This is a genomic window from Bacteroides sp. An19 (genome assembly GCF_002160215.1).
In the GTDB taxonomy this organism is placed as follows: Bacteria; Bacteroidota; Bacteroidia; order Bacteroidales; family Bacteroidaceae; genus Phocaeicola; species Phocaeicola intestinalis.
In genome coordinates this window covers 1-7,317 of the sequence record NZ_NFKD01000101.1, presented here as the reverse complement: position 1 = coordinate 7,317, position 7,317 = coordinate 1, and the positions used below count along the sequence as shown (strand labels likewise).

Here is a 7,317-nt window from a genome sequence, read left to right as displayed (position 1 = left end):
GTTACTTTGTTTACGCATAAAGTCATGGGGGTATTAAGTTATTTCTTTCATTTACAAATTTAATAATTCTCTTGGCTTTATGCTATTTTGCTAGCACATTACAAACATAGGAACTAAAATAAAAGAATTTTGTCTTGATAAGGTGCCGTCAGTACTTTGTTTATATAGAAAATCTCTTTATATTTGCGTTGATTGAAATAAGAAGCTGGATGAAAGAATTTGTAATATCTGAAGCACAGACCGAAAAGGCTGTGCTGGTGGGGTTGATAACCCAGTCGCAAGACGAGCGAAAAACCAATGAATACCTGGACGAACTGGCTTTTCTTGCCGAAACGGCAGGTGCGGAAGTGGTAAAACGTTTCACGCAGAAGCTAGACACGCCCAATTCGGTAACTTACGTTGGAAAAGGAAAACTACAGGAAATACAGGCGTATTTGCAAGAACAGAACGAAAACGAAGAGACCGAAATCGGGATGGTCATATTCGATGACGAGTTGTCTGCCAAACAGATAAGGAATATCGAGAATGAATTGAAAGTGAAAATCTTGGACCGCACTTCGCTGATTCTGGATATCTTTGCTATGCGGGCGCAGACAGCCAATGCCAAGACACAGGTGGAACTGGCACAATACAAATATATGCTTCCACGCCTGCAACGGTTATGGACACACTTGGAACGCCAGGGGGGTGGTTCCGGTGCAGGAGGAGGTAAAGGCTCGGTAGGGCTGCGCGGACCGGGTGAAACGCAGCTGGAAATGGACCGCCGTATCATCTTGAACCGTATGTCGCTGCTGAAACAGCGTCTGGCGGAGATTGATACACAGAAGTCTACCCAGCGCAAGAACCGCGGCAGGCTGATTCGGGTCGCGTTGGTAGGATATACCAACGTGGGTAAATCTACGCTGATGAACCTGCTTGCCAAGAGTGAAGTGTTTGCCGAAAACAAACTTTTTGCAACGCTGGACACGACTGTGCGCAAAGTGATTATTGATAATTTGCCTTTCTTGCTTTCGGATACCGTAGGGTTTATCCGTAAATTGCCTACCGATTTGGTCGATTCGTTCAAGTCGACGCTGGATGAAGTGCGCGAAGCCGACTTGCTGGTACATGTGGTGGATATCTCGCATCCCGACTTCGAGGAACAGATACAGGTGGTGGACAAGACGATAGCCGAACTGGGGGCAGGCGGTAAGCCTACGATGATTGTGTTCAACAAGATAGATGCCTATACGTATGTACAGAAAGCCGAAGACGACCTGACCCCGAAAACCAAGGAGAATATTACACTGGATGAACTGATGCACACCTGGATGGCAAAACTGAATGATAACTGTATTTTCATTTCTGCCAGAAACAAGACCAATCTGGAGGAGTTGAAGAAAATATTATATAACAAGGTAAGGGAACTGCATGTGCAGAAGTATCCGTACAATGATTTTCTTTACCAGACTTACGATGAGGAGAGCAGCTTATGAATACCTATCGTTCGCTGACAAAAGAAGAAATCGGCAGGCTGGAAGCACAGGCTTGTACAGCTGCTGACTGGAACGAGGTGCAGGTAGCGGAAAGATTTACTACCGCACATGTACATCACGCCCGTTTCTCGGGGAAGATACGCCTGGGAGTGTTCGAGGGTGAGTTCCAGTTGGCTGGAGGGGTACGCAAGCATGCCGGACTGTCGTACGTGGTATTGCACAATGTAACGGTAGGCGACAATTGCCTGATAGAGAACGTAAAGAATTATATAGCCAATTATGATATCGGAGAATCGACGTTTATCGAGAATGTCGACATCATTTTGGTGGACAAGAAATCGCGCTTCGGCAATGGCGTGGAGGTTTCTGTACTGAATGAAACTGGAGGGCGTGAGGTGGTGATACACGACCATCTTTCCGCACATCAGGCATATATTATGGCATTGTACCGGCACCGGCCGTTGTTGATAGAGCGTATGAAAGCGGTAATAGAGGGATACGCCGAAGAACATGCCTCCGAGCGGGGAACCATCGGAAACCATGTGACAATTGTCAATGCTGGGTACATTAAGAATGTACGTATCGGTGATTGTTGTGAAATAGAAGGGGCCGGGCGGTTGAAAAATGGTTCCATCAATAGCAATGCTGCTGACCCGGTACATATCGGATATGGTGTGGTATGTGATGATTTCATCGTGTCGAGCGGTGCCCACATCGAAGACGGTACGATGATAACCCGTTGTTTTGTGGGGCAAGCCTGCCGGATGGGGCACAACTATTCGGCATCCGACTCACTTTTCTTCAGCAATTGTCAAGAAGAAAACGGCGAAGCATGTGCCATTTTTGCCGGACCGTTTACGGTGACACATCATAAGTCGACCCTGTTGATAGCAGGAATGTTTTCGTTTATGAATGCAGGCTCTGGGTCTAACCAGAGCAATCACATGTATAAGCTGGGACCGATTCACCAAGGTGCTTTGGAGCGTGGTGCAAAAACCACTTCCGATTCGTATGTCTTGTGGCCGGCACGCATCGGAGCCTTTTCTTTGGTAATGGGTCGCCATGTCAATCATCCGGATACGTCCAATCTTCCTTTCTCTTATCTGATAGAGGACAAGAATACGACTTATCTGGTTCCTGGAGTTAACTTACGGAGTGTAGGAACCATTCGCGATGCGCAGAAGTGGCCGAAACGTGATTTGCGCAAAGACCCGATGAAGCTGGACCAGATTAATTACAACTTGCTCAGCCCGTACACCATTCAGAAAATGATGAAGGGGCGTGAAATCCTGAAAGAACTGGAAAGAGTATCGGGCGAAACATCGGAAACTTATGCATACCAAAGTGCCAAAATCAAGAACTCGGCCTTGAACAAAGGAATCAGGTTTTACGAAACTGCCATTCATAAGTTCTTGGGAAATTCGGTCATCAAGCGGCTTGAAAACATTCGTTTCCGGAGCGACGAGGAAATCCGTCAACGTCTTGTGCCCGATACATCCATAGGAAAGGGCGAATGGGTGGACGTCTCGGGACTGATAGCACCTAAGAGCGAGATAGAACGGGTGATGAGTGAAATCGAGGCTGGAACATTGTGCACGGTGAAGCAGATGCACGAGCGTTTTGCCGAAATGCATGCCTGTTATTATACGTATGAATGGACATGGGCTTACGAGAAAATGTTGGACTTTTATCATCTGGAGGCCGACAAGGTGACTGCCCGGGATATTGTGGCTATCGTACGGCAATGGCAAGAGTCTGTGGTGTGGCTGGACCGGATGGTATACGAAGATGCCCAAAAGGAGTTTTCATTGACTTCGATGACAGGCTTCGGTGCCGATGGAAGCAAGACGGAACAACAGCTCGACTTTGAACAAGTGAGGGGGGTGTTCGAAAGCAATCCGTTTGTAACGGCGGTTCTGGAACACATCAAGGTTAAGACAGCCTTGGGCAATGAATTGATTGACAGGCTCAAGGGGCTGTTGAATGAAAATGAAGCGTGATGTATGAATAAAGATAAGGAGGAGTGTATTATGAAAAAGTATGTCTGGATATTGTGTTTGTTGGGCTGTATTGCCTTGACGGCACAGGCTGAAAATTATCGGAAAAGAGATGTTACCAATCCCTGTTTTGTGACTGCTACCACGTCGAAGATAGAAATCAAGAAAATCATTCAGACCGATGAACAGACACAGGTAGATGCTGTTTTGTATGGCAGGCCGGGTGAAGTGGCGGTCATTTCATCGAATACCTGTTTGCGGAGTGGCAAGCAAGAGTTTCCTTTGCGCGAGGCTGCTCATGTGTCTATCGATGGGAAAACGGTTCCCGAACGGATTCCGGATTCTGGAAAAATGGATATTATCTTGTCGTTTGCTCCGATACCCCAGGGTATACATACAGTAGATTTTGTGGAAAAAGACGAGGGGTGGACCATCTATGGAGTACAGCTGACGGGAATAGAGCCGTATGTATACGTACCCAGTTTCTTACAGACTCGACGTTTCGAACAAAGCCGCACTTTGCCTCAACCTCAATTGAAATCGGGCAAGGCGGTTATCAACGGTTATATCTTGGGTTACAACCCCTCGATGGAATTGGAAGTTGTCTTTCGGCATTCCGACTGGTTGTTTTATAATGAGTGGGGGCAAACCGTGCGTATACGTCAGGATGGTTCTTTCCATATCGAAACCGACTTGTTGTTGGCAGGGGGAGCCAAATTGCAGATAAACAAAGCACAACTGGATATGTTCCTTGTGCCGGGCGAAGAAACTACGGTATATATCCATCTGCCTCGGTTGAGCATGTCGGCTTCCCACCTGTTGAAGGAAAAGTACGGACAACAGCAAAAGGCATGGTTCGATGGAAGTATGGCGAACCTGAATGATGAGTTGGCTACGTGGGGCTATCCGTTATCAATGGAAGAAGACCCGGATTTTAAGTTCATGGCTTCTGAGCAGTCGGCAGACAGGTTCAATGAATTCGTAAAAGGACATTACGACAGGTATGAGCGTAATTTACAGGATGATAAAAAAGTGGGAGAAGCTTATCGTCAGTATGTCTTGTTGAACTTGAAAATGAATGAACTGGTAGTACTGGGGAAAAAAGGAGCAATGCCGGGTATCGTGAAGTCGCCCTATTTCCGTTACGGATACGACTATACCACATACCTGGAATATATGGAGCGCGATAAAGGACAGGTGGTAGACTTGTGGGAAGACGTGAAGAAAGCACGTGAGGTATATCAGAACTTTGTGAAAGAACATAGGTTCTCTTCCGATGACAAGAAGCTGATGAAAACCATAACTCAGCCTGAAATTCAGAAATATGTCAAGGAAAGGGCTGAGGCTCTTGAAGCGCAAGCTGCTTTGGCACAATCGAACAAGAGTTTTGTGATAGCCGAACTGGACAAGAATGTATCGGGGGCGGATATTCTGCCGTCTATCATTTCTTCTTACCGGGGACAAGCTGTCTTGATAGACTTTTGGGCAACATGGTGCGGACCGTGCCGGAAGAGCATGTTTGCCATTCGCGATTTAAAGAAAAAACTGGCATCGAAAGATATCGTGTATATCTATCTGACCGGACCTTCTTCACCTGAAGCTGAGTGGAAGACGGCTATTACGGATATCAAAGGAGTACATTATCGCCTGAAAAAAGAACAATGGGATTACCTGTGTCAGACGTATGGCATAAAAGCCATACCGGGTTATCTGGTAATCAGCTATGATGGCAAGCTGCAAGACCAATACACCGGTTTCCCAGGAACCGATGTGCTGATGAAAGACTTGCTTCGGGCAAGCGAGTGAATTTCAGAAACTCTTTTGAAAACGGAAACATCAAGACGAGAAAAACTTTTTGTAGAAACTTGAAAAACTCGTTTATTTAAGGAAATATTTCAATAATACTTTGTAACTTTGCTCACACGTAATAACTAACAATTAATATCTTATCGATTATGGCAACAACTCCAGAATTCAAGTATCAGCCGATGTTCGAAAAAGGTAAGGATACTACTGAATACTATCTGCTTACAAAAGATTATGTTTCTGTAAGCGAGTTTGAGGGAAAACCTGTTCTGAAAGTGGAAAAGGAAGGTCTGACAGCTATGGCAAATGCCGCTTTCCACGATGTTTCATTTATGTTGCGCCGTTCACACAACGAGCAAGTGGCAAAAATCTTGCACGACCCCGAGGCAAGCGAAAACGACAAGTATGTAGCACTGACATTCTTGCGCAATGCCGAAGTGGCAGCCAAAGGTGTATTGCCTTTCTGCCAGGATACCGGTACGGCAATCATTCACGGAGAAAAAGGCCAGCAGGTATGGACCGGTTATTGCGACGAAGAAGCATTGTCACTGGGAGTGTATAAGACTTATACCGAAAACAACTTGCGTTATTCGCAAAATGCGCCACTCAGCATGTACGAAGAAGTGAATACCCGTTGCAATCTTCCGGCGCAAATCGATATTGAGGCTACCGAAGGTATGGAATATGAATTCTTGTGCGTAACCAAAGGTGGAGGTTCTGCCAATAAAACCTATTTGTATCAGGAAACCAAGGCAATTCTGAATCCTGCTACGTTGGTTCCGTTCTTGGTAGAAAAGATGAAAACGCTGGGTACCGCGGCTTGTCCTCCTTATCATATCGCTTTTGTCATTGGCGGTACTTCTGCCGAAAAGAATTTGCTTACGGTGAAATTGGCTTCTACCCATTATTACGACAACCTGCCTACTACGGGCAATGAATACGGACGCGCTTTCCGCGATGTGGAGTTGGAAAAGAAAGTATTGGAAGAAGCTCATAATATTGGATTGGGTGCACAGTTCGGTGGTAAGTATTATGCACACGATATACGCATTATCCGTTTGCCTCGTCATGGTGCTTCTTGTCCGGTAGGCTTGGGAGTGTCTTGTTCGGCCGACCGTAACATCAAGTGTAAAATCAACAAAGACGGTATCTGGATTGAAAAGCTGGATTCGAATCCGGGCGAACTGATTCCGGAAGAATTGCGTCAGGCAGGAGAAGGAAATGCGGTTAAAATAGATTTGAACCGTCCGATGAAAGAAATTCTTGCCGAACTTGACAAATATCCGGTAGCCACCCGCCTGTCATTGAACGGTACGATTATCGTAGGACGTGATATCGCTCATGCCAAGTTGAAAGAGCGTCTGGATAGAGGTGAAGACCTTCCGCAATACATCAAAGACCATCCGATTTATTATGCTGGTCCGGCAAAGACCCCGAAAGGAATGGCTTGTGGCTCAATGGGACCGACTACAGCAGGACGTATGGACCCGTATGTGGATTTGTTCCAGAGTCATGGAGGTAGTATGATTATGCTTGCTAAAGGAAACCGTAGCCAGGCTGTAACCGATGCCTGCAAGAAACACGGAGGTTTTTATTTGGGTTCTATCGGTGGTCCTGCTGCTATCCTGGCACAGAACAACATCAAGAGCATCGAGTGTGTGGAATATCCAGAACTGGGTATGGAAGCTATTTGGAAGATTGAAGTAGAAGACTTCCCGGCATTTATTCTGGTGGATAACAAGGGAAATGATTTCTTTAAACAAATCAAACCACGTTGTACCGGTAATTGCAAATAGGCTGCAGCTTTATACGCAATAAATAGAATGCGGAAGCACGGTGACACAAAGATTATCGTTAATCGGGTGTCGGAGTGCTTCCGCATTTTTTGTTTGGCAGTAGGGGCAGAAATCGGGCTCTTATTAAGAAGCTGTTTTGAATTTCTCCAAAAAGTATTTCTTGGCTTGATGTATCCGTTTTCGTGTGTGCTTTGGGCGATTTTTTGGTTCTTTTCGCTCCTGTTCTTCGTCAGATAGCCCGCT

At 45.9% G+C, this 7,317-nt stretch carries 4 protein-coding genes; all 4 read left to right on the top strand.

Annotated features, from left to right (window positions below; all coding sequences use genetic code 11):
- Positions 1–209 precede the first annotated feature (209 nt).
- A complete protein-coding gene (gene hflX / locus B5F25_RS20130) occupies positions 210–1,475 on the top strand; it encodes a GTPase HflX (protein ID WP_022041317.1) in 1,266 nt (421 codons plus the stop codon).
- On the top strand, positions 1,472–3,475 hold the full coding sequence (locus B5F25_RS20125; protein WP_087251654.1) for a DUF4954 family protein: 2,004 nt from the start codon (positions 1,472–1,474) through the stop codon (positions 3,473–3,475). Before hflX ends, B5F25_RS20125 begins: the two co-directional genes overlap by 4 nt.
- A gap of 30 nt (positions 3,476–3,505) precedes the next feature.
- The gene (locus B5F25_RS20120; protein ID WP_022041319.1) at positions 3,506–5,278 is read left to right on the top strand and encodes a TlpA disulfide reductase family protein; all 1,773 of its coding nucleotides are present in this window, start codon (positions 3,506–3,508) and stop codon (positions 5,276–5,278) included.
- 149 nt (positions 5,279–5,427) lie between these two features.
- A complete protein-coding gene (locus tag B5F25_RS20115) occupies positions 5,428–7,074 on the top strand; it encodes a fumarate hydratase (RefSeq protein WP_022041320.1) in 1,647 nt (548 codons plus the stop codon).
- Positions 7,075–7,317 lie beyond the last annotated feature (243 nt).